The sequence below is a fragment of the Treponema bryantii genome (assembly GCF_900111035.1).
In the GTDB taxonomy this organism is placed as follows: Bacteria; Spirochaetota; Spirochaetia; order Treponematales; family Treponemataceae; genus Treponema_D; species Treponema_D bryantii_C.
Genome location: NZ_FOFU01000001.1, coordinates 25,771 through 50,137, shown reverse-complemented (window position 1 = coordinate 50,137; position 24,367 = coordinate 25,771). Strand labels below are relative to the sequence as shown.

Sequence of the window (24,367 nt, the reverse complement as noted above, 5' to 3'; positions counted from 1 at the left end):
AAAACGTTTTTTTTATTCTTTAACACCACCAAGCATCATACCCTCAACGTAGTATTTCGAGATGAATGGGTAAACACAGATGATTGGCAGAGCCATAAGAACCATAGAACAAGACTTGATGTTTGCAGCAATCTGCATCTTTTCTGCACTAGCCTCTCCAGGGTCTGCAGAAGTTGATGCACCGGAAATAACAGTCTTAAGATAATAAGCAACCGGCCACATTTCCTTTTTATCAAGATAAAGGAAAGCATTATACCAGTTATTCCAGTATCCAACTGCATTGAACAGAATCATAGTTGCAATGATAGGCATAGAAAGAGGAAGCACTATTCGAACAAAAATGCCTATAGGACTCAATCCATCAAGCTCACCTGCTTCTTCAAGCTCATGAGGAGTTTCTGAGAAGAAGGATTTCATAAGAATGATGTAATAAGTACTGAGCAGAGATGGAATGATAAATCCTGCTACCTTATTTACAAGATGAAGTTTCATCATCAAAACGTAATTAGGAATCAAACCACCACCAAAGTACATTGTAAAAATTACAAACTTTGTAAGAATCTTGTATCCCTTTAATTCTTTTTTTGAAAGCGGATAAGCCATACAGCAGCTGAACACAAGGGAAAGAATTGTACCAAGTACAGAATAAACAACAGTATTTTTATAAGAATGCACAAATTCGCCTTTTGCGAATACAGACTTATAAGTTTCAATATTAAAACCAATCGGAATAAGATTTACCTTTCCAAGAGTGATTGCTTCTTCAGATGAAAAAGACTGTGCTACCAGGTATAAAAACGGATACAAGGTCACCACACAAACCAGAATCATAATTGCAGTATTAAACCACTTGAAAACGATATAACCTGAAGACTCTCTTACTTTTACGCCAGTTTTCTCAGCCATTTTATTCCTCCATTACCACAAGCCTGTGCCCGAAACTTTTTTAGAAATCTTGTTTGCCATTGTAAGCAGGAACAGATTCAACAAGGCTTCAAACAAACCTACGGCAGTAGCATAGCTGTAGTTACCGGAACCAAGACCCATTCTGAATACGAAGGTAGAAATAATATCAGCCGTCTCATAAGTCATTGGGTTATACAAAAGGAATACTTTTTCGAAGGCACCGCCGGAACCGACAAGTCCTCCGATATCAAGAATAAGCAAAGTTGTAATAGTAGGCAGAATACAAGGAATAGTTACATGCCATACACGCTGAAAATGATTAGCACCATCAACTTCAGCAGCTTCATATAAGGAAGGATTGATTCCCGCAATAGCTGCAAGATAAAGAATAGTACCCCATCCAAGAGCCTGCCATACACCAGAAATTACAAAGATTGGATTAAAATACTGAGGGAATGCAATAAAAGAAACCTTTTCACCACCAAAATGTGCAATAAGCTGATTAAGCGGACCACTTGTAGAAACCAGCTCACGAATCATACCAGTAACAATAACCATAGAAATAAAGTGTGGAAGATAAGAAACAGTCTGTACAAACTTTTTCCACCACAAAGCTTTTATCTCATTAAGCAGAAGTGCAAAAATCAAAGTAAGAGGGAATCGTACTACAAGATACGAAATATTAAGCACCAGAGTATTTCTGAATGCACGCCAGAAAGTTCTATCTCCAATAAACTGCTTAAAATACTTTAAGCCACTCCATTTATCGCCAAAAAGACTTCCACCTGCACGGTAGCGGCGGAATGCGATGATATTTCCGGCCATTGGAATATAGCGGAATATAATATAATAAAGCACCGGAATCAAAAGCAGTAAATAGAACTGCCAGTACTTGCGAAAATACTTCTTAAAATTCTGTGCTTTTGTAACAGAATTTAATTCAGTACCCTGTTTTTTTTGAGTTTTCTTGAACATTTTTTTTCCCATTATTAAAAATTCTCTGTAATATAAATAAGTCCCACTAGTATACTAGAACACTTGACTACAATGGTAGTATAATATTTTTAAAAGTCAAGGGGTGTCAAAAACAAAAAAAAAAGATAAGGGATTTTCCGTATGCCATTAAGACAATAAGGGATTGACCGTTAATTACTCTATCCTTAAAATATGAGAGAATATGAAGAATACAGAAAAGCATGAAAAAGAGACAAACAGAGAATATGCACTACGTGTTATAAAAGATAACATTGTAAATCTTGAACTGGCTCCAGGAAGCATGATTAGCGAACAGGATATTGCAAACGAATTAAACCTATCACGAACTCCTGTTCATGAAGCAATGCAAGAATTATCTTCTACAAAAATAATTGAAATTCTTCCTCAGAGAGGCAGTCATGTAAGTCTCATTGATATGGCTCATGTAGATGAAGCAGTATTTGCCCGTACAACTATTGAATCAGAAATAACTATGATGGCTTGTCAGCAGGCATCGGAAAAAGATATTCAGGAGATGGAAGAAAACGTTACACTACAGCGTTTTTATTATGAAAAGCACAATCTTGATAAAATAATGGAACTGGATAATGCTTTCCACGAAATCATGTACAAGATTACCAACAAAATGCAGTGTCATTATATGGTTCGTCTTATGAGTATTCATCTGGACAGAATCCGAGAACTGACAATTCAGGCTTTCAATCCAGAAAGAATTATTAAAGAACATGAAGAACTTCTTGAGACCTTTAAGAAAAAAGATCCTGCTGCAGCAAAAGAAGTATTAAATAAACATCTTTCCCGTAAACATTTTCAGGAAGATGAGCTCAGAAAAGCATTTCCACAATATTTTGCATGAAAGAAGAATAATAAAAAAAATTTGACATATGCATTTTTTACAAATATACTAGTATACTAGCTAAGGGATTCCCCTTATGCCTAATATTAGGAGTAAAAAATGAAAAAATTATTCAAAATTTCAAGTGTAGTAACAATCGCATTAGTTCTTTTGTTATCATCATGTTCAAAAAAATCTGAATCTTCTGATAAAAAGATTCCAGTAACCTTCGCAGGAACAGAAGCCGCAACTACAGGACAAAGCCGTATGATGCAGGCTGTTGCCGACAGACTCAACGCAACCGGCCGTTTCAGCGCTACAGTTCAGGTTGCCGGAGCCTTATCCGGTGATACAGATGCTCTGGTTACACAGGCAAAACTTGGAGTTAGCCTTGTAGTTCCAAGTGACCCTGGTCGTCTTGCAAGTCAGTTCAAAATCCCAGATTTGAACATTCTTATGGCTCCATATATTCTTACAGATCCATCATCTTTGAAAAAACTTCCAGATACTGCACTCTTCAAAGAATGGCAGGCAGAATTAGAAAAGCAGGGAATTGTTTATATCACAAATATGTACAACGGTTTCCGCTGCTTTTACACAACAAAACCTGTAGCTCATGTTGGTGATTTGTCAGGACTTCGCATCCGTGGTTTTGGTAATGCAATTGGAAATAATCTTGCAAAATACTTTGGTTTTGCAAACATCGGTATTTCATGGGGCGAAGTATTCCCTGGAATTCAGCAGAAAACTCTTGATGGTTGTGAAGTTCAGGTTGCAACAGCAGATGGTTCACGCCTTTATGAAGTTGTAAAGAACATTGCCATGACAAAGCACTATATGCTTCAGTCTGCATTCGTTTGTTCAGCAAACTTCTATAACAGCCTTTCTCCAAGCGACCGCGATATCTTTGTAAAGACAATGCGCGAAGCTGCTCTAGAATATGGCGAAATCATCAGAAACGAAGAAGCCGGATATTATGACAACATGAAGAATCATGGAGTTACAATTACTGATGTAGATATCGCAGAATTCCAGAAAGCAATTGAACCTTTGTATACAAATAATGATTTAGGATTTTCAGCAGGTTTGAAAGACAGACTTTTCAAAGAGTTGAACGAATAAATTATTTGTAAATCAATAAGAGGGTGCATCATTTTTGACGCATCCTCTTTTTTTAAGGTGCTATTTATGAAAAAAATTTTAAAATATTTAGATTTGGCAGAAAAAGCAGTATGTGGAGGAGGATTTGTTCTTCTTGTTCTGCTGGTTTTTATGTCTGCCATATTACGTTTCTTAAGAATATCAATGTCCTGGAATATTGATCTTGCAATGCTCCTTCTTGCCTGGACTAGTTTTTTGGGTGCTGATATTGCCTGGAGATCTGGCCAATTGATAGGAATTGATATTTTGACCAGACATTTACCTCCTATAATTCAAAAGATTTTGTCACTGATTATTTATATAATCATTTTCTTTTTGACATGTATAATTTGTGTATATGGTGCACGCCTTGTGTGGGTAGAAAGATTAAGAACATATCAGTCTATACCTATTCCTTACTCTGTTGTTACTTTGAGTCTTGTAGTTGCAACCTTCTCAATGGCTTTATCAACAATAGGTAAAATCAAAAAAGTAATATTCTCATTTAAAGAAGAAAAATCTGTGGAGGTATCAGAATGACACTTCTGCTTTTATGTTTTGTTTTATTTCTTATTTTGGGAATGCCGATTGCCTATGTAATCGGACTAGCTGGATTTGCTTACTTTTTAAGTCAGCCGGTTTTGCCTTTTGAAGCAGCTACGCAGATGGTTGTTCTGCAGAGTCAGTCCTTCGCTTTCCTGGCTGTTCCCTTCTTTATTTTTGCAGGAAACTTAATGAATGTTTCTGGAATTACAGAACAACTTTTAAGTTTGGCCCGACTCCTCACCAGGAGAATGTATGGTGGTACAGCTCAGATTTCTGTAGTTATGTCTACAATGATGGGTGGCGTATCCGGTTCAGCAACTGCCGATGCTGCAATGGAAACAAGAATCCTAGGTCCGGAAATGCAGGCCCGGGGTTATACAAAAGGCTACATCACTTCGGTAAACTGTCTTACAGCACTTATCACAGCAACAATTCCTCCTAGTCTTGGTTTGATTATTTTTGGATTTGTCGGTGAAGTTTCTATCGGACGTCTTTTTGCAGCTGGTATTATTCCCGGCATTTTGATGATGATTTTCTTGATGGCAACAGTTTCTATCACAAGCCGAATCAGAAAATTTGATCCTCCAACCCACAATGCCACAAGATTAACTTTCAAAGAGCTTTTCCAGAATCTTAAGGTTTCTGTATGGGCTCTTTTATTCCCAATTATTCTTATTGTGGGAATCAGATTTGGACTCTTTACTCCATCTGAATCAGGTGCTTTCGCTGTTATTTATGCCTTGATTGTTGGAAAGTTTGTATATAAAAAGCTTACATGGGAAAATTTCAAAGAAGCACTCATTACCAGTGTAAAAGATACTGGAGCCATCATGCTTATTATTGCGATGTCTGGCCCATTCAGTTATGCCATTACCTGGGTAAAGCTTCCTGCTGTTCTTTCTAATTTCATTTTTGGAATTACAGAAAATCCACAGTTATTAACACTGTTAATGCTGGGCTTCCTCTTTATTTCAGGAATGTTTGTAGACAGCAACGTAAATTTCCTTCTTTTAACACCTATTTTCCTTCCAATGGTAACAAGTGTTGGTATGGATCCTGTTCACTTTGGGGTTCTTATGGCCACAATCGTAACACTTGGAGTTATGACACCTCCTGTAGGTTCTGCACTCTATACTGTATGTGGAATTATAAATTGCCCTCCCGAAGAATACACAAAAGAAAGCATTCCTTTCTTTATAGCTATTTTGCTTGAACTAGCAATACTTGTATTCTGTCCAAAGCTGGTATTATTTATTCCAAACTTGATTTTTGGAGCATAAAAAAAATTAATTTTTTTTGAAAAAAAGTGATATTTGTTATTGACATAAATCAGTGTTTCGTATAATATAACAAACATCACGCGGGCGTAGCGAAGCTGGTTATCGCGCTGGCCTGTCACGCCGGAGATCGCGGGTTCGAGCCCCGCCGCTCGCGCTAAGCCTTCCGCAAAACGGAAGGCTTTTTTATTTAGAACACAGAACGGGTATTAGCGCAGCTGGTAGCGCGCGACGTTCGGGACGTTGAGGTCGCTGGTTCGAATCCAGTATACCCGATACGTAATAAGACGGAACCACCGGAAAAAGGAGGTGAATACAGTATGGCAACAATCATGGTTGATGATTCAGAGAACCTTGAAAAAGCAATCAAACGCTTTAAGCGCATGGTTGAAAAAGAAGGCATTATCCGCGAATACAAAAAGCGTGAATACTTCGAAAAACCTTCTGCTACCCTCCACCAGAAGAAGACAACTCTCGAGAGAAAGCTTCTTAACAAGAGACGTAAGACAGAAAAGAAGGACTATTAATCTAAGTCCTTCATAAAAGAAAGCCCGGTTAACCGGGCTCTTTTATTTAACTTTATACAGTAAACAGATTTATCTGCTCACCAATCTGACCAACAGCCGCTTCTACGCTGTTTGCAATTTCGGTAAGTGCATTACTTGATTCCTTGATTTCACCCGCACTTGTAGAAATCTTTTCCATACTGTCTCGGATTTCTCCTGTTGTAGTCCGCAAATGATCAATTTCTTCAAGAATTGCCTTATTACCTTCTGCCATTTCATGTGACGCAGCCCTAACCTCACTGGTATTATCATTCATAAGCTTAAGCGCATCACCAATCTGTTTAGAACCTTCCTGCTGTTCTTCCATTGCACCTTTAATCTGAAGTACAAGCTGCTGAGTCTGCATGATAGAATTACTTACAGAAACAAAGGCCTCTGTAGAAGCCTGAGATACACTTGCTACATCATTGATAGAACCTTCAATCTTCTTAAGCTCTTCACGAATAGTCTTAGACTGAGCACTCGAGGTTTCAGAAAGTTTACGGATTTCATCTGCAACAACAGAGAATCCCTTACCAGCTTCTCCAGCATGAGCCGCCTCAATTGCAGCATTCATGGCAAGAAGGTTTGTCTGAGCCGCAATATCACTGATTGTCTTATTGGCAGCCTGAAGAGCCTTTGACTGATCTTCAATCCCATGAATACGCTGGTTTACATCATTCTGTCGCTGAATACCTTCTTCTGTATTCTGAGCAAGTGAATCAAAAGAAGAAGCCATATAACCGACAGAATTATTTACACTACTGATATTTCCAATCATTTCTTCTACGGCAGCACTTGCTTCAACTACACCACTCGACTGCGTTTCAATCATCTTCTCAAGAGATTCGATATTCTTTGAGATTTCTTCAACTGAACTTACTGTCTGAGAAACACTATCAGCCTGGTTCTGAACATGAGTACCAATATCGTGCAAATCCTGAATAATTGCTTCTATTGAATTACCATTTCCTTCAATTCGCTGCTGAAGCCCTGTATTTACATCTCCCAGCATCTCTTCAGAATCTTTTACTCCACTGATAATCATGCGGAGTTTTTCCATAAAGGCATTGAATCCATCTCCAAGAGCACCAATTTCATTATTACTCTTAACTACAATCTGCTGTGTAAGATCTGCCTCGCCGGATGCAATTTCATGAATAGATTCCTGTACAACCTTAAGTGGCTTAACGGCAGCAATCATAATCAAAGAACAGACAATAGAAATAATTACACCGATTAATGCAGTAATAATTATAATCAAAGTTCTCATTCTGTTTCCTACAGCTTCAATCTGAGACTGAGGAATAGTTAAAATTGCCGACCATGGAGTTCCCTGAACCGGAACATAAGAAGCAAAGGTAAGCACTCCGTCAGGATCACGATAATAACCTTCTCCAGACTTTCCCGAACAAGCCAGAGAAGCAATTTCATCAAGCCCGGAATATCCGGCTTTATCACTATAAGAAAGATCCATATATTTACTCATACCACGTATATGAGAAATAAGCACTCCATTCGAACCCACAAGGATTGCCTTTCCATCTTTACCCATGGAAAGTTCTCCAACCATCCTATCAATTTCATCAAGTCTTACAGCACCGGCAAAAACACCAATAAGACTTCCTGCTGAATTATAAGCAGGTCGTGCAATATAATAGCAGACAGAACCATCTAACTGAAAGTCAATATCAGAAACATAAACCTTCTTTTTATCTTTCATTATCGAACGGAAAAACGGCTTTGAAATTACTGTAAGGATTTTTCCATCACTTGCATAACCAACTCCATCCGGTGTACAGAACATTACATAATTAAAAAGTGAGTTTTTGATATTTTCATGACTTAAAAGCCAGTTGATAATATTGTTTATATTACCTGTCTTTGTAACATCATTATCAGAATAAATTCTAAGGTCATTTACAAGAACTTCGTTCCAATACTGAATCTTTCCTGCATCTTCAGCAATTACCTTTTCACTGAAATCTGAATAATCACTCCGAGAATAAGATTTTACACTCTTTACAATAAAGATAGTCAGAAGTACAAAGAATACTGCAAGAATAGCAAGAATATATAATGAGAACTGTGTGGCAAGATGCCCATATTTTTTCTTCTTTACATCGTCCATAACCTTTACCTCTCTTAGTTCCTATTTTGTAGTATTCTTATATATCTTATTGATAGCAACTGCATGGAAAGCAATTCCCTTTACATTACTCCTTATAAGATTTGCATTACACTTCTGATAAATTGGAGAAATAGCCGCATCTTCCATAATCATAATTTCAGCTTCTTTCATTGCAGCCCAGCGCTCTGCAATCTTTGTACAAAGCTCACCATCTGTACAATCTGCAATAATTGCATTATAGGCTGGATTAAAATAATTACCCATATTATTTGAGTTTCCGGTTACCCACATCGCAAGATAGGTCATAGGATCTGCATAGTCTGGTCCCCAGTTATTAAGACCGAACTGGAAAGCACCGGCACTCATAATCTTACGTCTTTCCTTTTTAGGAACAACCTTTACATTGATTGTTATTCCAGGAAGATTTCGTTCTACCTGACGTTTAATTGATTCAGAACAGATTACCTGTGTTTCACCATCTGCAGTAAGAAGTTCAATTTCAAAATTTTTCTTACCTAATTCCTGTTGAGCTTTCTCATAGAATTGTCGGGCTAAAGCAGGATTATAGGAACACAAATCAGGAAACTCAATTCCAGCCGGTGTAAAATCCTGCCCAGACTGAGAGAACGCATAACCTCTTGGAATAGCACCATAAGCTGCAGCAGAGCCATCTGCCATTTCCTTTACAATCAGTTCGCGGTCTATAGCATTTGCAAAGGCAAGTCGCATGTTTTTATTTGCAAAAATCTTGTCATCAAAATTGAAGGTGAGGAAGTATAAGAAGCCTGAATCAACCGGTCTAAACTCCGGAGAATTTTCCATCTGAACAACAGCATCACCAGAAAGCTCAACAAAATCCAGCTGACCACTCTGATATTTCCTTAAAGCCTCTTCTCCACTACTGATTACTTCATAATGAATACCACCAAGTTTTACTCTTGCAGCATCATAATAAGCAGTATTTTTTATAAACGAAATTGAAGTTGCATTAACTGAATAATCAGTCAGAATGAACGCACCATTTGAAAGACAAGTATCTGGACTTGTTGCATATTTATCGCCACAAGCTTCAATAAACTTCTGATTTGCGGGATAGAAGGTACAGAAATAAAGAAGCTGATCAAAATAAGAAACCGGCGTCTGGAGCTCTACCTCAAAAGTATAATCATCAGGTGCGCGAACTCCAAGCTGATTCGGATCCATCTGTCCTGCCTGAATAGCTGTAGCATTTTTTATCTGTGCAATATCACTGAACATAAATGCGTATTCCGATTCTGTTGCAGGATCAATACCACGCTGCCAGCCATATACAAAATCATGGGCTGTAACCCTGTCTCCATTTGACCAGTACACATCATCACGCAGCTTGAACGTATAATGAAGTCCATCATCCGACACCTGCATATCTTTTGCGACAGCATATTTTACAGAACCATCATCTGCCATCTGCATAAGACCATCTATCATATTTCCAATAAGCTCGAAAGAAGTTGCATAAACAGATACCTGCTGATCAAGAGTATCTATTGTAGCATCCAGTGACACGTTTAATACCGGGCCACTAACCTTTTTTTCTGGCAGAGGGCCAGTCGGACCTGTCATTACCTGTTTACCACATCCAGTTAACGATAAAGACAAAAAAATCATACACGCATAAGTAGATATATGCTTCATAATAATCTCCAGTTTGCTTAAGAGTAAATGATTATGTTTTTAAATGATTTTTTTTAATGGGGAGTAACGATTAGATGATTATTATAATTTTAACATACATATAAGCATTTCGCAAATTAAAAAAAATAGACCGCAGGTATTATCACCATGCGGTCTTATACAAGTCGGCAAGTACAGCTTGCCTCTGAGCTGTTAGAAGCTTAGTTCTTAGCACGCTCGAGGAATGATCCGTCGCGTGTATCGATTACGATTCTGTCGTCTGTGTTGATGAACAATGGAACGCGAACTTCGATTCCTGTATCAAGTGTAGCAGGCTTCAAAGACTTTCCAGAAGTATCACCCTTAACACCTGGCTCACAGTAAGTTACTGTACGTGTAACGCGAACTGGAAGATCGATACCTACTGGCTTTCCTTCGTAGAATGTAAGGTTTACTTCGAGGTCATCATCTGGAGTGATGTATCCTGCATAGTCACCAAGGTCTTCCTTAGCAAGTTCGAACTGCTCATATGTATCCTGATCCATGAATACAAATGTGTCGCCGTCAATATAAGAAAGCTTTGTTACGTGTGATTCAAGATCTACTTCATCAAACTTTTCACCTGCATCAATACCGAGATCCATTGTTGAGTTTGTAACAAGGTTCTTTACACGGAAGCTTGTAACCATTCCGGCACGACCTGAACGCTGTCCGAGCATCTTCTGAACGATAAGAGCATTACCTTCATACATGAAGGCTGTTCCAACTTTTAACTGTGATGTCATTAACATAATATAAAACCTCTAAAAAAGAATTTACAATAATAGTTTCTATATTATAGCAAGTTTTTCAATGTATGTCATTAAGTTAGCAGCGAGGTCACCGTTTTTTCTGAGAGAGCATGCAAAGTCATAAAAAGACGGAGCAAGGTGGTCAACAGCAGAAAAGAAGTCTGAATATGGATTGCTTCGTCGCTCCTCTCCTCGCAATGACGGCTCTGACGGAGAATTTATATCTAGCCAGGTACGTTCAACGATTTCAAAATCTTCTTCTGAAAAATGCCGTCTCATACGCTCCAGGAGCGCATTCACCTTCACAAGCTGATATTCATCGCTTTGCGGATAAGCGTGCCAGATAAACGGAATACCCGAAAGACAGGCACGCGACATAGATTCCTCGCCACGAATTACAAGGGCTGAACAGGACTTCATAACCTTATCCCATTCAGTCTGATTCAAATACGGAAGTTCTTCTACAAGGCCGTCCGCGCCACAAGCCTTCACGGCAGACATAAAACTTTCCTTGCCGCGCCCCTGTGCAACGAGAAGTTTCGGCTCATAAGGCGGGATCGCACTACGAGCGCTCAACCACCCGTCCACCAGATCCCGCCAGTCCTTCTCATACGTAAACACAAGCACCGGCCCATCAGCCTTACGCTCCGGCACCTCATGCCATTCTTCTTCAATTACAAGCCCGCCGGTTTTCTCAGTAAACCCCGGCATAAAGTTCACCTTCTGAACCTTTGCACTTCGGGTAAGCGACTGAAGACAGTGAAAGTCCTCGGAATACTGCTCTGCTGTCAAATAATCTATCATAATAATGTGAACAGTGCGCGAAAGTTTTTCTTCGAATAAAATCTTTTCCATCCAGTCCGGCCGTCCGCACTGAAAGCATTCAAGAATAACCGGCATCAACTCGCCGTCATTACGACTAAACGCCTCATGACAATAATCCGCAGCATTCCAGTTAAAAACCCGAAGCCCTTCAACTTCCTGCTCACTTACATCACACTGCACAAGATTACAAATCTTATTAAAACTAATAAGATCATCAACAACGAGGTTAATCTGATTTTCTGGATTGATTTTTTTAAGCTGTTTTGAAAGACGGTAAACAACTCCGATGTCTCCGAAGTTATCTACCACCTTGCACAGAATAGTTATATACATGGGAGCACCATTGTCATTGCGAGCCGAAGGCGTGGCAATCTATTAATTGATTTTACTATATAATCCGCTAAGTTCTTCGCGCCATTGAGACTGCTCTTCGCGGTTTTCCCATTCGATTATTTTTTTGATTGTAAAATGACGCTGATCACGGATATTTTCATACTGAAGAACTGCAAAACGTCCCTGACCAATATAAGCTACTTTTTCATTTTCTCCGGTAGGCTCAGACTGCTTTACCTGATTCAGAACACAGTCAAAATGAAGAGGCTGTCCGGTAGTCTTATCAGCAATAGCACTGGCAATGTCAGTAATCGGCTGTCCGCATTTTGGACAGATGATTTCACGTGCCTTAACATCCTGAATAGCTGCTAATCTCTGTCTTTCAGCATCCTGGTCTTCATATAAAGCCTTGTTAAACTGAAAAGACTTCTGTTTATTTTCGCGAGACTGCTCATTATTTCTTTTCTGATTATTCCAGTTGTTCGAATGTTTTCTATTGCGACGTCTATCCATAATTAATCCCGGAATTTCAATTCATCAGGATCATCAATCAGATGATTACTAATAACCTGTGCAATTCTTTGAATTGCATTATCAAGATATTCCTGATTTTGAATTTTCTCCCTTAACTCCAGTATTCTTGGAGACAGATCGACAGTTTCGGTCCGTTCAAGAACAAGAGTTGCTGCCCCTGTAGATTTTCCACCAGAAATCATAAAATCTCCCTAAAAACTACGCGTTATTACTCTGTAAATGCATTTTCAATATGATATACGGGCTCTAAGCCGGGCATATCAATAACAATTACATCAAATCTGATGTAACTGTTACTATATTGTCGATGTTTTAACAGAAAACGTTTAGATGTTTTTATGATTCTTTGACGTTTCTGGTAATTTAACTCCCTCTGAATCATATCTATTGTGCCGTTTGGAAGCGTTTTTACCTCCACAAACACAATCGTATCATTCTTAAATGCTATTATATCAACTTCTCCGCCCTTTGTCCGCCAGTTACGCTCAATTATTGCAAATCCATTTGAGATAAGATATTCTACAGCTCGGTTTTCACCATTATCTCCGATCTGCTTTGTATTCATTCAGCACTCCTGCGTTTAAGTTCTTCCTCAGAAATAATAAATGAAAAAATAACAGAAAGTGCTTTCCAGGCTGATTCAGGAACAACAGTTCCAACCTCATTCATTCCAAGAAGATCTACAAGAACAGCGTCCTCAGCAATATGAATGCCGGCTTTTTCTGCTTCTGCTATCATAAACTCTGCAGTGCGTCCCTCTCCTTTAGCCATTATAACCGGAGCTTCTACACCTTCGGGATATTTCAAGGCTATGGCACGCTTTTTCTGATTTTCACTCATACCACACCTCCGAAAGTATAAAAATTTTCAAGTCCGCTTGCATTTCCTTCCATATCACTAATTTCAGCTTCTGAAATATTTATTCCACTCATATCAGCAGCAATAAACATTTTCTTTAATTTATCAGCTATATCTTTCTGATTATAATTGCCGGTATTAGAGTAATCCCCTTCAGAAACATTAAAACGAACATTTTTACACCGGCCAGATTCATAAACAAGACTAAACAGATATCTTTTTCCATTATATCTGCAGTCCAGATTCATCAGTTTCAATATTTTTCCTGAATCAAATAAAAGCCTAAGATTACCACTTCCAAGCACAGATCTTGCATTATCTGAAGAAATCATTCCTCCCTCATACTGCACAAGCTCAAATGGAAAAATATACCAGGCACCTTCTGCACCGTTTATTCTATTTATAAGTTTTTTCTGATTTTGATTTGACTGATTACCCCGCCCCTTTTTTCCACTATCATCCCAGGACAAATCTCCGGAAAGCTGCAGCAAAAGTTCTTTTATTTCATCTTCATCTGCATTAAGCCCTTTTTCTGCAAGCATTACAAGAATTTCTGCAGCCGATTTTTCTTTTCCACTAAAACGAAGGGCAAGACTCCTTATACGACTCAGCATCTGAGAATCAAGTTTAAGACCTGTCTGGGTAAACATCTGAAAAATGGAAGAAGAAAGAATATCCGAAGAAAGACCTGCACTCTGTAAAAGAGAAGCAAGCCGGTTGGATGTCATTTCATTCATCTGAAAATCGATATTCTGCAAGATTGCGCCTGTCTGAGACTGGGGAGTCAGTATGATTTTTCCATCTCTACCACTGACTATAGCAGAAAAAGTATCTCCGGTCTTTAATGCACGTTCAGAACTAAAACTTACTTTTACACCAGCGACAAAACCTTCATATCGGCCTCCACCAAGACCACGCGTTACGCGCACAGGAACAGAGGAACCTTCGGTTAGTACCTTATGAGCTGAGACCGGCCGCGTTCTGGAAGTTCCTGCCGCCGCAGTTGAATTGATATTTGCCGCATTAAATTCCATAAGATAATTATAGTTAAAAAAAATAGGACTTCCAAGACTGGAAGTCCTATCTTTATAAAATCCGTCATTGCGAACCGAAGGTGAAGCAATCCATTTTATAGATTGCTTCGTCGATAAGCGCCTCGCAACGACACGAGCTTGAAATTACTGAGCGTTGTTCTTTGCTTCAGCAGCTTCTTTGCGCTCTTCCTTAATCTGAGCTTCTGTAGCAGCAGCTGCAGCTTCAGCGCGTGCGTTACGAGCAGCGATTTCAGCAGCAATCTTTCCACCAACAAGAGTCTTAACCTTAGCGCTCTTACCTACCTTATCGCGGAGGTAGTAAAGCTTAGAGCGGCGTACCTTACCAGGGCGAACTACGTCAACCTTTACGATACGTGGGCTGTTATAAGGGAATACACGTTCTACACCTACACCGTAAGAAATCTTACGAACAGTGAAAGTCTCGCGTGCACCTTCGTTCTTCTTGCAGAGAACGATTCCTTCATAAACCTGGATACGCTCTGTTTTACCTTCGATAATCTTGAAGTAAACTTTTACAGTATCACCAACATTGAAGCCCTGTGCTCCAGGACGCTTCTGTGTTTCTTCGATAGTCTTAATAAGATCCATAGTGATCTCCTTTAGTTTTGCACCTTCTTTGCCTTTTTCTTTTTCTGATGTTTAGCAAAGAAAGATTCGGTTATTTCCTCAATCATCTTTTCGGCTTCTTCAGTAAGCTGACCTTTCATGCGAGCATCGCGAATTAAATCCGGTCTGTTTGCCATTGTCTTCATCAGCCGCTTTCTAAGCCGCCACTTTCGGATTTCCTCATGATTACCACTAAGTAAAACCGGTGGAACCTTCATACCCTTCCATTCTTCAGGATGAGTATACTGAGGGTACTCCAAAAGTCCGTCACAATAACTTTCTTCTTCAAGCGATTCGTGAGAAATAACTCCGTCTACAAGGCGGTAAACAGTGTCTATAACAACTGTTGCAGCCACTTCTCCAGATGACATTACATAATCTCCAATGGAGATTTCTGCGTCAACGTAAGAATCGATGATTCTCTGGTCAATACCTTCGTATCTTCCACAGATGAATACAAGTTCGTCTTTGTGACTAAGTTCTTCGGCAATTTTCTGTGTAAGCTGTTTTCCGCTCGGTGTTACATAAATTACGTACTTTCTGCGGGCATTTACACTATCAAGTGCCTTTCCGAGTGGCTCTGGCATCATAAGCTGGCCAGCGCCGCCTCCATACGTTCCGTCATCACAGGTATGGTGTTTATCAGTAGCAAAATCTCTGATGTTCACCAGATCGTAAGCAATAATTTCCTTTTCTACCGCTTTGGCCATGATTGAGTTTTCAAAAAAAGCCCTAACGATATCTGGAAATAAGGTCAGCACAGTAAATTTCATGGAATTACTCCAGAATCCAGAGGTGCATCAATTGCACCGTTTTGTTCTTAATATCAACCTTACCAATAAATTCTTTATTGAAAGGAACAAGAACCTTTCGGTCACAACTCTCGGCGAGTGACACTTCTAACAAGTTACCCCCGCCGCCTTCCATTACGTCTGTGATTGTTCCTATTACAGCATATTTGCTGCCTGGTGCAATCAACGTTGCCGGAGCGTCCTTCCCTTCATAAATAAGGGAACAATTTCGTAAATCCTCAACATACCACTCGTCTTTATTCAAAGGCTTGCAGTATTTTCGTGGTACTTTAATTCCCCAGTGGCGGTACTTTAATACAGCCTCATCAGAATCAATACCCTCAAACTTAACATAAGCAACTGCATTTCCAAGAGAAACCGATTCAACCTTTGCTTCTCTCTGCTGGTCGCCATGCACTAAAGTAACTTCCTTCAAATCGAGCAGATGCTCATATTCTCCAGAGGCACTCTCAACCTTACATTCACCCGAAAAACCGTGAGTTCCTCGAATGAACCCAACCACAAGTTGTGCTTTTTCCATCAGCAATATTCCTAACTAGTTATCAAGAATATCAAGACTGTAGCGTTTACCGTCTTTTACTGCTGATGCACTCAGAACTGTTCTCATGGCTTTTGCAATTCTACCGTATTTACCGATAACCTTGCCGATGTCTCCATCTGCCACTCTGAGCTGGAGCACCATGCCCTTCTCGCCTTCAGTTTCATTTACAGATACAGCTGACGGATCATCGACCAATGATTTTGCGATGTATTCAATCAGGTCTTTTTCCATTTTTCTAGCCTCTCTGTAAACTATTCTGCCTTCTTAGCAGCCTGGCGATTCATCAACTTCTTAACGATGTCTGTAGGCTGTGCACCAACGCTGATCCAGTACTTTGCACGTTCCAAATCGATAGAAACCTGATCCTTTTCCTGCGCGATTGGCATGAAAGTTCCAATTTCTTCGATACAAACGCCGTCACGTGGCTTCTGTGAGTCCTGAACGACTACACGGTAGCATGGACGCTTAGCTGCACCAAATCTCTTAAGTCTGATTTTGACCATTATATCCTCCATGGCGCTGTTTCCAGTGCCAAATTTTTACTATTAAGGGCATAAAAACGCCTATTGTGTATATTAGGTCAGTATTTTATATGATTTTTAGATTTTATTCAAGGCTTACACGTTCGAAAAACGAGATAAGAATGCTTTAGTTCTCTCGACTTTAGGATTATTGATTACATCCTCTGGAGCACCTTCTTCCACAATAACTCCACCATCCATAAAGATAATATGGCTTGATATATCGCGGGCAAAAGACATTTCATGTGTAACTACAACCATTGTCATTTTTTCTGCAGCAAGTTCCTTTATTACAGCAAGAATCTCACCAGTAAGCTCAGGATCAAGAGCAGATGTCGGTTCATCAAAAAGAAGAACCTCTGGCTTTAAGGCAAGTGCACGTGCAATAGACACTCTCTGCTGCTGACCGCCGGAAAGCTCACAAGGATATGCGTCTGCTTTTGCGGCAAGGCCCATGCGGTCCAGAAACTCCATTGCAACAGATTCTGCTTCCTCTCTGGATTTTTTAAGAACTCTTATCTGCGCTTCTGTTACATTTTTCAGAACTGAATAATGAGGAAAAAGATTAAAATTCTGAAATACCAGACCACTCTTCAAAATTATTTCATGCCGAGTCTTTTTGTCTGCATACACTCCATTTTCAACAAGAGTTTTTCCACAGATTTTTATAGTTCCGTCTGTAACAGTTTCCAGCTGAGAAATACAGCGGAGCATTGTAGATTTACCCGAACCACTTGGTCCGATAATGCTCAATACCTCACCCTTCTCTACAGAAAAAGAAATTCCTTTTAAGATTTCAAGGTTATTGCAGAATGTCTTTTTTATATTTTCAACTCTGATTATTTCATCCATATCAATCACATCAATTATAATAACTCAGCTTTTTTTCCAGCTGTCTGAACCCGATGGATACCACCCAGTTCATAATAAAATAGAATACTCCGGCTATAAACAGCGGGATAAATGAGAACATAGCTCCCTGTCTTTCCTTGGCAACCATCAGAAGCTCACTTACACCAATTACAGAAACCAGTGCAGTATCTTTTACAAGTGTAATTACTTCATTACCCATCGCAGGAACAATCCGCTTTATTACCTGAGGCAGAATTATTCTGAAAAAAGTCTGTGCGGGAGTATAACCTAAAACCTTTGCAGCTTCATGCTGCCCCTTTGGAATTGATTCAATACCGCCACGGTAAATCTCTGCAAAATAAGCAGCATAATTGACAGAAAGAGCTACAATAGCCGCAACAAAACGGTTCCATCGGAAAGTAACGACATATCCAAGAGACTGAAGCCAGCGTATAAAGAGACCTGGTCCAAAATATACAACCAGGAGCTGAAGCATAAGCGGAGTTCCACGGATTATCAGAAGAAATACATTTGTACAGCCTGAAAGCAGCTTATGTTTAGACATTCTGCTCAAGGCAATAGGTAAAGCAAGTGGAATTGAAAATATTATTGTGAGAAAAAAAACTTCAAGCGATGTTACAGAACCATTCAACATCGCCTGAAGCATTTTGATATATCTATCTGACATTTATTTAATTGTAGAAATATCGCGTCCGAACCATCTCTGGCTGATTGCTGTTACAGTTCCATCTTTCTGCATTTCTTTTAAGATTTCCCATACAGCATCGCGTAACTCAGGTTCAGATTTTCTGAAACCAATACCATAACCTTCATTTGCAAGTGACTCATTGATTACTTTAAATGGCTTTTTAGTCTGTGCAATTGAATAATTAGCAACAACGCTATCCATTACAACTCCATCAACACCACCAATATCAAGGTCGTTCAAAGCTGTAATGTTATCCTTGAACATAATGAGTTTTGAGATAGAAGAAGAGAATGATGCGTTATCATCTACAGCTTCCTGAGCACTTGAACCGCTCTGAATACCAATGATTTTTCCAGAAACATCTGAAAGCGAATTGATTCCACTATCAACACGTACTACAAGTATCTGATCATTATTCAAATAAGCTTCTGTAAAAGAAAGGGCATTTTTTCTTTCATCTGTAATTGTAAAGCCGTTCCAGATACAGTCAATTTTTCCTGTCTCAAGTTCCATCTCCTTTGCATCCCAGTCAATTGGCTGTGCACGGAAATCTACTCCAAGACGTTTTGCAACTTCTTTTGCAAGGTCAATATCATAACCTACAATTTCATTATTATCATTTCTGAATCCAAGAGGTGGAAATGAATCATCAAGTCCGAGTACAAATGTACCGCGAGCCTTAAGTGCATCCACTGCATTTTCTCCAGTTTTCTTATTTGTTTTCTTACAGCCTGTAACTGCAACAAGAGCTGCCATTATAAGGGCAGCAACAATAGTTTTTTTCATGTTATACTCCTGTATAAATAAAATCATCAATGGAATCTTCTTCCGCTGATGTATTATCCTTAATAAAAGCCGAAAGCTTATCTATCTGTTTCTGCACCTCAGATGGAGCAGGCCCGCCTGTTGTCTTTCTGATTTCAACACATTTTTCAGGTGTGATCAAATCAAAAATATCTTTTTCAAAAAGTGGAGATGCCTTTTCGTATTCACTGAAGTCCAGTTCTTCAAGTTTGCAGTTCTTTTCAATTGCAATACGAACAAGTCCTGCAGAAACACCATGTGCTGTACGGAATGGAAGTCCCTTGCGAACAAGATAATCTGCAACATCTGTTGCGTTGAGATAACCTCCGTCACAGCCAGCTGCCATAACGCTTGTATTCCACTTTGCAGTACGAATCATCTCAGCAAAGATACGAACACTAGAAATAACAGTATCGTAAGCTTCAAAGAAACTTGATTTATCTTCCTGCATATCACGGTCGTATGCTAGAGGAAGCCCCTTCATCATTGTGAAAAGTGCAACCATATCACCATACACACGGCCTGTTTTTCCACGAATAAGCTCAGCAAAATCCGGATTTTTCTTCTGTGGCATTATTGAACTGCCGGTAGACCATTTTTCGCTCAAATCAACAAAATTAAATTCTGTTGTTGCCCAGTAAACAATTTCTTCACAGGCTCTTGAAAGATGCATCTGCAGGATTGAAAGATCAGATGCTGTTTCCAGGTAATAATCACGATCAGAAACAGAATCAAGAGAGTTATCTGTAACAGCTGTAAATCCCAGAAGAGAAGCTTCATATTCACGATTCAACGGAAGTCCACTTCCAGCAAGAGCACATGAACCTATCGGAGACAAATCTGCACGCTTTGCTGCATCTGACAGTCTTGTAAAATCGCGTGTAAACATCCAGGCCCATGCACAAACATGCTGTGCAAGAGTTACCGGCTGAGCATGCTGCATATGTGTAAAGCCCGGTATTAAAGCTTCTTTATTTTCAGATGCAATTTTTACAAGTACAGAAATAAGTTTTAATAACTCTTTCTGAAGTTTTTTAATCTGATAACGAAGGTAAAGTTTTTCATCAAGAGCAATCTGGTCATTACGACTACGACCAGTATGAACTTTTTTACCAGCCTCACCTATTCTATCTGTAAGGGTTGCTTCAACAAAAGAATGAATATCCTCTGCCGAAAGGTCAACCTTGAGTTTGTCATTTTTCAAATCATCCTTGATTGATTCAAGTCCGTTGATAATCTGATTCTGCTCATCTTCAGAAATAAGTCCTGATTTATAAAGCATTTTTGCATGTGCCTGACTGCCCATAATATCAACAAAGGCCATGCGCATATCATCATTTATGGAAGTTTCAAATTTAACAGCATCAGCATCTGGACCTTCCTGAAAACGTCCGTGCCACAAAGCTGCATGATTATCGTTTGTAATTGTACCGTGATTAGACATAATTTTATTATATAAAAAATAGGGGCATGTTTCAACGTAAAAAGAAATCCAAAAAAAAGGCCGCCGATATTCTCGACGACCTTTTTTATCAAATCAACTCAATTTGACAGGCTGAACTTATTTGTTCATAACCTCATCAATTGTAGCCTGAAGTTCGTTCTTCATTGATTCGTATGTTTCCTGAACATCAGCACCTGCACAGATTGACCATGAAAGTGGAGCGTAGTTCAAGCCAGGAATCAGCCAAGCGTTCCAAGACTTTGAGTTATCCATCATATACTGCATTGTCTCATCGATAGCACGTGTATCGCGGAATGAAGAATAGTAGTATTCCTTCCAAGCATCTGGATCATCATATCCTGGTACATCATCAGACCAGAAGTCGTAAATCTTCATAATCTTGTTAACCTTGTCCTGTGAGTAGTAGCTAGGAATTACGAGCATATTATCCTGGTTGAGTGTGAAGTATTTTCCATCACCCTTTGGTCCGAGTGGAAGACATACCATACCCCAGTCATCCTTCATATCAGCAAGCATACCATTTGCCTGAGCATCATATTCCTGGTTGTTATAGAATGCTGTTGCACCACTCAAGAAGTCTGCCTTGAAGTAGTCCCAGTTAGCACCTTCTCCAGCTGGTTTATTGTAATTTACGAAGATTCTTCTTACATATTCCCAAGCTTCAAGAACGTTGTCGCTCATATCAAGATAGTATTTTCCGTTTGAATCAACATTTACGATGCGTCCACCGTTAGAGTAGATTGTTGGCCATGCGAATTCTCCGTTGAATCCAGAGAGAGCATACTGGTCAATAATACCATCGTTATCTGTATCTTTTGTCAAAGCAGCACACATTTCTTCGAATGTTTCCCATGTCCACTTTCCTTCTTTCTGGAGGTTGTATGGTTCATCTGGGTCGAAACCATTTTCCTGAAGAACGCGCTTGTTGAAGAAGAGACAGTGACGTGGTTCTGGCATACCTACGGCAAATGATTTACCAGGCATTACACCAAGAACAGCCTTATTCCACTTTTTCTTTGTCCAGTCGATATCTGGAGTCTTAGAAACATCTGCCCAAAGGTTAGCAGCGAGTCCTGAGAATGCTGAACGTCCATCAATGATGAAGATACGAGCATCATCACCACCAGTGATACAGTAGTTAGCTACTTCAGCTGGATGTCCACCCCAACCTGCATTCAAGTTGTCCTGAATGAGAGTGAAGTTGTAAGTTTCTTCGAGGTACTTGCGGTAAGCTCTCTGATCTTCTTCTGCCTTAGAAGCTGCTGGAGCATCAGGGTTTGACCACCAGTCATAAATTGTTACAGCCATACCACCGAAGTCGTAAGCTTTCTTTGTAGCCGGGTTCTTTGCTACTGGAAGTTTAGAATAGTCACCATTCTCAGCTGCCTTAAGAGCTGCTGCAGAAGGACCTTTAGATTTGCTACATCCAGCAAGTGCGAGAACACACATTGCAGACATTGCCAAAAGTGCAATTTTTTTCATAAAATTATACTCCTTTTTTATAAATTTACGCCGTAACCGGCAAATTGCCTATTAAAATAATTATACCACCACTTTGGTGAAATTACATAGGAAATTTCTCCTAAGGTATAAAAAAATCCCCGTGTTAACGGGGATTTCCGATAATTGGCGGCTCGCATAGTCTCGCCGCTTGAGCCATTTTTTCGATGAACCTAAAACGACCTGCTGTCGCAGCTCGTTTTTTAATGGTTCTTCTATTATAGGCTACATTTTAACACCAGTGCTTGCAAGGCTTTCTACGAACAGTCTCTGACAGAAGATGTAGAGAACAATAAGAGGAAGAATCGCAAGAAGCATACCTGTTGAAAGGATAGCATTTGAGTAACCGATTGGAGCTACTACAGAACCACCATTCAGCTTTGAAAGATAGATACCGAACTTATCTACGATACCTGTAAGCTGAATGGAAAGCAGCTGAATCTTACCTAAGAAGAGGTTTGAATAGAAGCTATCTGTCCACTGCCATACAAAAGAGAACAGGAAGCATGATGTAATAATTGGTTTTGCACCAGGAACCATAATTCTTACAAAGGTCTTAAGAGGTCCACAACCATCTACATAAGCAGCCTCTTCAAGCTCAAACGGGAAGCCCATAAAGAACTGGCGGATCATAAAGATATAAAGACCATTTTTAAGTCCCATACAGCCAAGACACATCATAATGTATGGAAGCATTGAACCGCGAAGGTTAAGTGTTGCTCCAAACAGATTGAAATATCGGAAGTGAAGGAACAAAGATGTAGAAATTGTCTGTGGCGGAATTACGATTACAAGAATTACACAGAAGAACCAGAATCTCTTAAGAGGGAACTGAAATCTTGAGAAACCATAACCTACAACACTACACATTGCAACTTCAATTACAGAAACCAATATAGAAACCCATAATGTATTAAACAGGGTTGTCTTATAGTTGAGAAGATTCATTGCAATCTTCCAGTTACTTACAGAAAAGTGCTTTGGAACCAGAATAATTGTTGTATCATAAAGGTCTCGTTCTGCCATAAAACTCAGCGCAATCTTATTCAGAATAGGCTGAATGATCATAAAACACATTCCAAACAGAAGAATTCCTCTAAAGATTGAAAGAGCATATTTTTTGATTGTCTCATTCAGAAGAATACCATTTGATGCTTCATTTCTTTCCCAGAAAGAGCGTGTTTCAACGGCATTTACATTCTTTTTTGCTTTATCTTTCTTAGTCATAATTGTATACCACCTTTGAAATAATCAATGAACTGATACCGATTAATGCCATACATACAACAAAGTATATCCATGCCATAGCAGAACTGAAACCATAATTGAGCAATTCTGTCATCTGGGTATTAATCTTAGTCATAATCTGGTTATCACTCTTCATGAAGAAGTCTACGATTGTATAAATCCAACACACAAGCATAAGAGGGCTTACCATAGGAACAGTAATCTTCCAGAGACTTTCCCATGCTGTACAACCTTCCATTTGAGCAGCTTCATACATACTTGGAGAAATATTCTGAAGACCAGAAAGGAAGATAATAATCTGAATACCAGAAGCCATTGCAACATCGTAAATAGAATCAATAATTTCAAAGACAGTTTTGAATGCCTTACCACTGATACCATTTACTCCAGAGCCTTCTGAAACAAGAATCTTTTCAAGTACGTCTGTAATTGTATTTGCATTTCCAGACTCTTCAATCATTTCCTTAAGCTGAGCCATAAGAGCGTTGCTTGATTCAAGACCTACAAGTACACCGGAAGAAAGAATAACTGCAAGGAAGAAGATAGAACGTGCAAGAGTTCTACCCTTAAATTTCTGATTCAAAAGCAAAGCAACGAAGAAACTGAATACGATAGTTGCTGCTGAACGAAGTACCATCTGTCCGATTGCTTCAACAAGCATTCTATTAAATTCTGCATCTACAAGCAGAGCCTTCTTAAAGTTATCAAAATTATTCCAGTTGAGCTGGAATCCCTGGTTTGAAATTACTACTTCCGACATAGCCATGTGAAGTGACTGTGCCAGAGGTTTTATCATAAAGAATACAAATCCAAGAATGAACGGCAGAATAAACAGATATCCGTATACTGCACGTCTTCCCATTAATCCGACTTTTTTCTTCATA

At 39.3% G+C, this 24,367-nt stretch carries 28 protein-coding genes and 2 tRNA genes; 7 read left to right on the top strand and 23 right to left on the bottom strand.

Features of this window, described 5'->3' with window-relative positions:
* Nucleotides 1–12: 12 nt before the first annotated feature.
* Nucleotides 13–906, bottom strand: coding sequence for a carbohydrate ABC transporter permease (locus BMY21_RS00270; RefSeq protein WP_074639842.1), 894 nt, complete (start codon nt 904–906; stop codon nt 13–15).
* A gap of 12 nt (nt 907–918) precedes the next feature.
* Entirely contained in the window at nt 919–1,893 is a 975-nt protein-coding gene (locus BMY21_RS00265) for an ABC transporter permease (RefSeq protein WP_256210217.1), read from the bottom strand.
* 190 nt (nt 1,894–2,083) lie between these two features.
* Between BMY21_RS00265 and BMY21_RS00260 the strand changes: the two genes are divergently transcribed.
* The 7 genes from BMY21_RS00260 to rpsU all read left to right on the top strand — a co-directional run bounded on the left by BMY21_RS00260 (nt 2,084) and on the right by rpsU (nt 6,227).
* A complete protein-coding gene (locus tag BMY21_RS00260; protein ID WP_074639841.1) occupies nt 2,084–2,758 on the top strand; it encodes a GntR family transcriptional regulator in 675 nt (224 codons plus the stop codon).
* A 99-nt stretch (nt 2,759–2,857) separates the two neighbouring features.
* Nucleotides 2,858–3,859, top strand: coding sequence for a TRAP transporter substrate-binding protein DctP (gene dctP / locus BMY21_RS00255; RefSeq protein WP_074639840.1), 1,002 nt, complete (start codon nt 2,858–2,860; stop codon nt 3,857–3,859).
* Nucleotides 3,860–3,925: 66 nt separating this feature from the next.
* Nucleotides 3,926–4,417 (top strand): TRAP transporter small permease, encoded by a 492-nt coding sequence (locus tag BMY21_RS00250; protein WP_074639839.1) that lies wholly within the window; start codon nt 3,926–3,928, stop codon nt 4,415–4,417.
* Complete coding sequence (locus BMY21_RS00245; protein WP_074639838.1) at nt 4,414–5,703, top strand: TRAP transporter large permease; 1,290 nt, start codon at nt 4,414–4,416, stop codon at nt 5,701–5,703. The genes BMY21_RS00250 and BMY21_RS00245 overlap by 4 nt, the downstream gene beginning before the upstream one ends.
* An 80-nt stretch (nt 5,704–5,783) precedes the next feature.
* Nucleotides 5,784–5,857 (top strand) — tRNA-Asp (locus BMY21_RS00240).
* A gap of 46 nt (nt 5,858–5,903) precedes the next feature.
* Nucleotides 5,904–5,976 (top strand) — tRNA-Pro (locus BMY21_RS00235).
* A 44-nt stretch (nt 5,977–6,020) separates the two neighbouring features.
* Nucleotides 6,021–6,227 (top strand): 30S ribosomal protein S21, encoded by a 207-nt coding sequence (gene rpsU, locus BMY21_RS00230; RefSeq protein ID WP_022931060.1) that lies wholly within the window; start codon nt 6,021–6,023, stop codon nt 6,225–6,227.
* 52 nt (nt 6,228–6,279) lie between these two features.
* On the opposite strand, the gene BMY21_RS00225 is transcribed toward rpsU, so the two are convergent.
* The 21 genes from BMY21_RS00225 to BMY21_RS00125 all read right to left on the bottom strand — a co-directional run bounded on the left by BMY21_RS00225 (nt 6,280) and on the right by BMY21_RS00125 (nt 24,366).
* Nucleotides 6,280–8,376 carry a methyl-accepting chemotaxis protein gene (locus BMY21_RS00225; RefSeq protein WP_074639837.1) on the bottom strand — a complete coding sequence of 699 codons (2,097 nt, stop codon included), beginning with the start codon at nt 8,374–8,376 and terminating at the stop codon, nt 6,280–6,282.
* A 21-nt stretch (nt 8,377–8,397) separates the two neighbouring features.
* Nucleotides 8,398–10,050, bottom strand: coding sequence for a peptide ABC transporter substrate-binding protein (locus tag BMY21_RS00220; RefSeq protein WP_074639836.1), 1,653 nt, complete (start codon nt 10,048–10,050; stop codon nt 8,398–8,400).
* Between the two features lie 200 nt (nt 10,051–10,250).
* Entirely contained in the window at nt 10,251–10,814 is a 564-nt protein-coding gene (locus tag BMY21_RS00215; protein WP_256210216.1) for an elongation factor P, read from the bottom strand.
* 45 nt (nt 10,815–10,859) lie between these two features.
* On the bottom strand, nt 10,860–11,978 hold the full coding sequence (earP, locus tag BMY21_RS00210; RefSeq protein WP_074639834.1) for an elongation factor P maturation arginine rhamnosyltransferase EarP: 1,119 nt from the start codon (nt 11,976–11,978) through the stop codon (nt 10,860–10,862).
* A 42-nt stretch (nt 11,979–12,020) separates the two neighbouring features.
* Nucleotides 12,021–12,491, bottom strand: coding sequence for a hypothetical protein (locus tag BMY21_RS00205; protein ID WP_074639833.1), 471 nt, complete (start codon nt 12,489–12,491; stop codon nt 12,021–12,023).
* A 2-nt stretch (nt 12,492–12,493) separates the two neighbouring features.
* On the bottom strand, nt 12,494–12,694 hold the full coding sequence (locus tag BMY21_RS00200) for a hypothetical protein (protein WP_074639832.1): 201 nt from the start codon (nt 12,692–12,694) through the stop codon (nt 12,494–12,496).
* Nucleotides 12,695–12,720: 26 nt separating this feature from the next.
* Nucleotides 12,721–13,077 carry a YraN family protein gene (locus tag BMY21_RS00195; protein WP_074639831.1) on the bottom strand — a complete coding sequence of 119 codons (357 nt, stop codon included), beginning with the start codon at nt 13,075–13,077 and terminating at the stop codon, nt 12,721–12,723.
* The gene (locus tag BMY21_RS00190; protein WP_074639830.1) at nt 13,074–13,352 is read right to left on the bottom strand and encodes an EscU/YscU/HrcU family type III secretion system export apparatus switch protein; all 279 of its coding nucleotides are present in this window, start codon (nt 13,350–13,352) and stop codon (nt 13,074–13,076) included. The genes BMY21_RS00195 and BMY21_RS00190 overlap by 4 nt, the downstream gene beginning before the upstream one ends.
* Nucleotides 13,349–14,404 (bottom strand): TP0910 N-terminal domain-containing protein, encoded by a 1,056-nt coding sequence (locus tag BMY21_RS00185; RefSeq protein WP_074639829.1) that lies wholly within the window; start codon nt 14,402–14,404, stop codon nt 13,349–13,351. The genes BMY21_RS00190 and BMY21_RS00185 overlap by 4 nt, the downstream gene beginning before the upstream one ends.
* 144 nt (nt 14,405–14,548) lie before the next feature.
* On the bottom strand, nt 14,549–15,013 hold the full coding sequence (gene rplS, locus BMY21_RS00180) for a 50S ribosomal protein L19 (RefSeq protein ID WP_074639828.1): 465 nt from the start codon (nt 15,011–15,013) through the stop codon (nt 14,549–14,551).
* 11 nt (nt 15,014–15,024) lie between these two features.
* Nucleotides 15,025–15,804 (bottom strand): tRNA (guanosine(37)-N1)-methyltransferase TrmD, encoded by a 780-nt coding sequence (gene trmD, locus BMY21_RS00175; RefSeq protein WP_074639827.1) that lies wholly within the window; start codon nt 15,802–15,804, stop codon nt 15,025–15,027.
* Between the two features lie 4 nt (nt 15,805–15,808).
* Entirely contained in the window at nt 15,809–16,363 is a 555-nt protein-coding gene (rimM, locus tag BMY21_RS00170) for a ribosome maturation factor RimM (RefSeq protein ID WP_074639826.1), read from the bottom strand.
* Nucleotides 16,364–16,378: 15 nt separating this feature from the next.
* Nucleotides 16,379–16,615 carry a KH domain-containing protein gene (locus BMY21_RS00165; RefSeq protein WP_022933403.1) on the bottom strand — a complete coding sequence of 79 codons (237 nt, stop codon included), beginning with the start codon at nt 16,613–16,615 and terminating at the stop codon, nt 16,379–16,381.
* Nucleotides 16,616–16,635: 20 nt separating this feature from the next.
* On the bottom strand, nt 16,636–16,887 hold the full coding sequence (gene rpsP, locus BMY21_RS00160) for a 30S ribosomal protein S16 (protein WP_305825903.1): 252 nt from the start codon (nt 16,885–16,887) through the stop codon (nt 16,636–16,638).
* A 114-nt stretch (nt 16,888–17,001) separates the two neighbouring features.
* Complete coding sequence (locus BMY21_RS00155; protein WP_074640859.1) at nt 17,002–17,757, bottom strand: amino acid ABC transporter ATP-binding protein; 756 nt, start codon at nt 17,755–17,757, stop codon at nt 17,002–17,004.
* 10 nt (nt 17,758–17,767) lie between these two features.
* Complete coding sequence (locus BMY21_RS00150; protein ID WP_074639825.1) at nt 17,768–18,445, bottom strand: amino acid ABC transporter permease; 678 nt, start codon at nt 18,443–18,445, stop codon at nt 17,768–17,770.
* A complete protein-coding gene (locus BMY21_RS00145; protein WP_074639824.1) occupies nt 18,446–19,252 on the bottom strand; it encodes an amino acid ABC transporter substrate-binding protein in 807 nt (268 codons plus the stop codon).
* A gap of 1 nt (nt 19,253) precedes the next feature.
* Complete coding sequence (argH, locus tag BMY21_RS00140; RefSeq protein WP_083379608.1) at nt 19,254–20,714, bottom strand: argininosuccinate lyase; 1,461 nt, start codon at nt 20,712–20,714, stop codon at nt 19,254–19,256.
* A 117-nt stretch (nt 20,715–20,831) separates the two neighbouring features.
* Nucleotides 20,832–22,217 carry an ABC transporter substrate-binding protein gene (locus BMY21_RS00135; RefSeq protein WP_074639823.1) on the bottom strand — a complete coding sequence of 462 codons (1,386 nt, stop codon included), beginning with the start codon at nt 22,215–22,217 and terminating at the stop codon, nt 20,832–20,834.
* 243 nt (nt 22,218–22,460) lie between these two features.
* Nucleotides 22,461–23,462 carry a carbohydrate ABC transporter permease gene (locus BMY21_RS00130; RefSeq protein WP_074639822.1) on the bottom strand — a complete coding sequence of 334 codons (1,002 nt, stop codon included), beginning with the start codon at nt 23,460–23,462 and terminating at the stop codon, nt 22,461–22,463.
* Entirely contained in the window at nt 23,455–24,366 is a 912-nt protein-coding gene (locus tag BMY21_RS00125) for a carbohydrate ABC transporter permease (protein WP_074639821.1), read from the bottom strand. The genes BMY21_RS00130 and BMY21_RS00125 overlap by 8 nt, the downstream gene beginning before the upstream one ends.
* Nucleotide 24,367: the final 1 nt, after the last annotated feature.

What these genes read in the sequence shown, in the direction of transcription:
- BMY21_RS00270 (WP_074639842.1), bottom strand. Translation starts at nt 906, where the DNA reads ATGGCTGAGAAAACTGGCGTAAAAGTAAGAGAGTCTTCAGGTTATATC.
- BMY21_RS00265 (WP_256210217.1), bottom strand. Translation starts at nt 1,893, where the DNA reads ATGGGAAAAAAAATGTTCAAGAAAACTCAAAAAAAACAGGGTACTGAA.
- BMY21_RS00260 (WP_074639841.1), top strand. Translation starts at nt 2,084, where the DNA reads ATGAAGAATACAGAAAAGCATGAAAAAGAGACAAACAGAGAATATGCA.
- dctP (WP_074639840.1), top strand. Translation starts at nt 2,858, where the DNA reads ATGAAAAAATTATTCAAAATTTCAAGTGTAGTAACAATCGCATTAGTT.
- BMY21_RS00250 (WP_074639839.1), top strand. Translation starts at nt 3,926, where the DNA reads ATGAAAAAAATTTTAAAATATTTAGATTTGGCAGAAAAAGCAGTATGT.
- BMY21_RS00245 (WP_074639838.1), top strand. Translation starts at nt 4,414, where the DNA reads ATGACACTTCTGCTTTTATGTTTTGTTTTATTTCTTATTTTGGGAATG.
- rpsU (WP_022931060.1), top strand. Translation starts at nt 6,021, where the DNA reads ATGGCAACAATCATGGTTGATGATTCAGAGAACCTTGAAAAAGCAATC.
- BMY21_RS00225 (WP_074639837.1), bottom strand. Translation starts at nt 8,376, where the DNA reads ATGGACGATGTAAAGAAGAAAAAATATGGGCATCTTGCCACACAGTTC.
- BMY21_RS00220 (WP_074639836.1), bottom strand. Translation starts at nt 10,050, where the DNA reads ATGAAGCATATATCTACTTATGCGTGTATGATTTTTTTGTCTTTATCG.
- BMY21_RS00215 (WP_256210216.1), bottom strand. Translation starts at nt 10,814, where the DNA reads ATGACATCACAGTTAAAAGTTGGAACAGCCTTCATGTATGAAGGTAAT.
- earP (WP_074639834.1), bottom strand. Translation starts at nt 11,978, where the DNA reads ATGTATATAACTATTCTGTGCAAGGTGGTAGATAACTTCGGAGACATC.
- BMY21_RS00205 (WP_074639833.1), bottom strand. Translation starts at nt 12,491, where the DNA reads ATGGATAGACGTCGCAATAGAAAACATTCGAACAACTGGAATAATCAG.
- BMY21_RS00200 (WP_074639832.1), bottom strand. Translation starts at nt 12,694, where the DNA reads ATGATTTCTGGTGGAAAATCTACAGGGGCAGCAACTCTTGTTCTTGAA.
- BMY21_RS00195 (WP_074639831.1), bottom strand. Translation starts at nt 13,077, where the DNA reads ATGAATACAAAGCAGATCGGAGATAATGGTGAAAACCGAGCTGTAGAA.
- BMY21_RS00190 (WP_074639830.1), bottom strand. Translation starts at nt 13,352, where the DNA reads ATGAGTGAAAATCAGAAAAAGCGTGCCATAGCCTTGAAATATCCCGAA.
- BMY21_RS00185 (WP_074639829.1), bottom strand. Translation starts at nt 14,404, where the DNA reads ATGGAATTTAATGCGGCAAATATCAATTCAACTGCGGCGGCAGGAACT.
- rplS (WP_074639828.1), bottom strand. Translation starts at nt 15,013, where the DNA reads ATGGATCTTATTAAGACTATCGAAGAAACACAGAAGCGTCCTGGAGCA.
- trmD (WP_074639827.1), bottom strand. Translation starts at nt 15,804, where the DNA reads ATGAAATTTACTGTGCTGACCTTATTTCCAGATATCGTTAGGGCTTTT.
- rimM (WP_074639826.1), bottom strand. Translation starts at nt 16,363, where the DNA reads ATGGAAAAAGCACAACTTGTGGTTGGGTTCATTCGAGGAACTCACGGT.
- BMY21_RS00165 (WP_022933403.1), bottom strand. Translation starts at nt 16,615, where the DNA reads ATGGAAAAAGACCTGATTGAATACATCGCAAAATCATTGGTCGATGAT.
- rpsP (WP_305825903.1), bottom strand. Translation starts at nt 16,887, where the DNA reads ATGGTCAAAATCAGACTTAAGAGATTTGGTGCAGCTAAGCGTCCATGC.
- BMY21_RS00155 (WP_074640859.1), bottom strand. Translation starts at nt 17,757, where the DNA reads ATGGATGAAATAATCAGAGTTGAAAATATAAAAAAGACATTCTGCAAT.
- BMY21_RS00150 (WP_074639825.1), bottom strand. Translation starts at nt 18,445, where the DNA reads ATGTCAGATAGATATATCAAAATGCTTCAGGCGATGTTGAATGGTTCT.
- BMY21_RS00145 (WP_074639824.1), bottom strand. Translation starts at nt 19,252, where the DNA reads ATGAAAAAAACTATTGTTGCTGCCCTTATAATGGCAGCTCTTGTTGCA.
- argH (WP_083379608.1), bottom strand. Translation starts at nt 20,714, where the DNA reads ATGTCTAATCACGGTACAATTACAAACGATAATCATGCAGCTTTGTGG.
- BMY21_RS00135 (WP_074639823.1), bottom strand. Translation starts at nt 22,217, where the DNA reads ATGAAAAAAATTGCACTTTTGGCAATGTCTGCAATGTGTGTTCTCGCA.
- BMY21_RS00130 (WP_074639822.1), bottom strand. Translation starts at nt 23,462, where the DNA reads ATGACTAAGAAAGATAAAGCAAAAAAGAATGTAAATGCCGTTGAAACA.
- BMY21_RS00125 (WP_074639821.1), bottom strand. Translation starts at nt 24,366, where the DNA reads ATGAAGAAAAAAGTCGGATTAATGGGAAGACGTGCAGTATACGGATAT.